At 73.3% G+C, this 2008-nt stretch carries 3 protein-coding genes; 1 reads left to right on the forward strand and 2 read right to left on the reverse strand.

The features are described 5' to 3' along the window. Positions 1-420: PspA/IM30 family protein (locus tag FV228_RS28020; RefSeq protein ID WP_187277945.1), on the reverse strand; the 420-nt coding region annotated here is incomplete at its 3' end. 104 nt (positions 421-524) lie between these two features. Here FV228_RS28020 and FV228_RS28025 point away from each other — a divergent pair. Next, positions 525-1151 carry a TetR/AcrR family transcriptional regulator gene (locus tag FV228_RS28025; RefSeq protein ID WP_147857482.1) on the forward strand — a complete coding sequence of 209 codons (627 nt, stop codon included), beginning with the start codon at positions 525-527 and terminating at the stop codon, positions 1149-1151. Positions 1152-1312: 161 nt separating this feature from the next. Here FV228_RS28025 and FV228_RS28030 read toward each other — a convergent pair. Next, on the reverse strand, positions 1313-2008 hold a 696-nt coding region (locus tag FV228_RS28030; RefSeq protein ID WP_246694057.1), incomplete at its 5' end, for a methyl-accepting chemotaxis protein.

Here is a 2008-nt window from a genome sequence, read left to right on the forward strand (position 1 = left end):
GGTCCGGGCGGTCTGAAGGCCGCGGTCGAGGTCCCGCAGGCGCTCGCCGCCCTGCCCGACCAGGCGCTTCAGCCGCTCGATCTCGGCGGCGAAGCGGGCCGCGGCGGCTTGCCGGTCGGAGCGCTCGTCCTCCAGGGCGGCGATGTGGATTGCCGCCTCGCTGCCGAGATCCTCGCGTCCGTCGGCGAGCGCCCGGCGCGCCCCGTCCGACAGGGTCTCGATCCGGGCGTCGATCCCGTCCAGCGCGCGGGCCTCGGCGGCGTGGTAGGCCATGGCGACGGCGAGCTCGCGCCGGGCCGTCGCCAGGGCTCCGGCCGCCTCCCGGATCTGCTGGCGCAGGATCGTCACCGCGTTGGCGTCGTGGATCGCCTGGGCGTTGTCGGCGATCACGCCGCGCATCAGGAGGGAGAGGGTCCTCATCACGGTTCACCTCGGGGAGCGGCGCACCGGACCCGGTCCGGAATTTGTTGAACGCCGTTCATAAAAGACATAAGCACGGCCGGACGGACTCGGCAAGGCATTAAATGAACGACGTTCAGAAAAAACTGCGGGGCCGCCCGCGCAAGGGTCAGACCGACCGCCAGGCGGATCGTCAGACCCTGATCGCGGCCGCGGTGGCGATCCTGGACGCGGGCGGGCCGGGGGCGCTCACCGCCCGGGCGGTCGCCGAGCGGGCGGGTACCGCGGTCGGCTCGGTCTACACGCAGTTCGACAGCCTGGAACTGCTGCGGCTGGAGGCCAACGCCATCACGATGCGGCGCCTGCGGGACGCCCTGGCGGCGGCGCTTTCCGCCTGCCCGTCCCGGGAGACCGACGCCCGGCTGCTGTGCCTGGCCGACGCCTACCTGGCGTTCGCCGCCGAGCACCATCCCGCCTGGGTGGCGATCTTCGAGCGGCGCACGGTGGCGGCGCCCGCCTCGGTCCAAGCCGACATCGCGGCCCTGTTCGGGGTCCTGGAGGGTGTGCTGCGCGATGGCGGCCAACTCGCCGAGGCCGCGATCCCGGTGATGGCCCGGGCGCTTTGGTCGAGCGTCCACGGCATGACCTACCTGGCCGATCTCGGCGGCCTCGGGCCCCTCGGGGCGGCGGATGTCCGCCCGATGATCGACGCCCTGGTGCGGGCGGCGGTGCGGGGCTTTCCGTCCGCCTGAACTCGTCCGCGGGCAGGGTCTGGCTCGAACGGTCGGGGCTCCGCCCCGAAGCCCCGCCGAAGTCCTGAGCCCTTTGGGAACCCGATACTTCCGGTCGCCTGGCGCGCGCCGCCGGAATGGATAACCGGTTCGGTACAAGCGAGCGCGTTGTATCGACGGCGCTAAGCGGCCTTCACCTCGGCCAAAAAGCCCTTGACCGCTTGGTCGAGGTCGTCCGAGCCGCGGGTGAGGTCCCGGGCGGCGGCCAGCACCTGCTCGGAGGCGAACCCGGTCTCGTCGGCGCCCCGGCGCAGGTCGGCGATGCTCCCGGACACCGCCTCGGCCCCGGAGGCGGCGCTCACCACCCCGCGCACGATCTCCTGGATCGCGGCGTTCTGCTCTTCCATGGCGGCCGCGACCCCGACCGCGATGCTGCGCATCTCCTCGATGGTCTGGCCGACCTCGCCGATCGCCGCCACGGCCTGACGGGTCTCGCCCTGGATCCGGGCGATCTGCGCGGCGATGTCGTCGGTGGCCTTGGCGGTCTGGCTCGCCAGCTCCTTCACCTCCGTGGCGACCACCGCGAAGCCGCGGCCGGCCTCGCCGGCGCGGGCCGCCTCGATGGTGGCGTTCAAGGCCAGCAGGTTGGTCTGCGCGGCGATGCCCGAGATGAGGGCGACCACGTTGCCGATCCGCTCGGTGCCGTCGGCGAGCGCCCGCACGGTCGCCTCGCCCTGGCGGGTGGTCTCGGCCGCGCGTCCGGCGATCTCCGAGGTGCGATGCACCTGCCCGGCAATCTCCTGGACCGAGGCCGACATCTCCTCGGTGGCCGCCGCCGCGGTCTGGACGTCGGCGGAGGTCCCGGCCGCCTGGGCGGT

It is taken from the genome of Methylobacterium sp. WL18, assembly GCF_008040015.1.
Lineage (GTDB): Bacteria > Pseudomonadota > Alphaproteobacteria > Rhizobiales > Beijerinckiaceae > Methylobacterium > Methylobacterium mesophilicum.

Excerpts from the sequence above, each read along its gene's own strand:
- FV228_RS28025 (WP_147857482.1), top strand. The coding sequence starts at position 525 with ATGAACGACGTTCAGAAAAAACTGCGGGGCCGCCCGCGCAAGGGTCAG.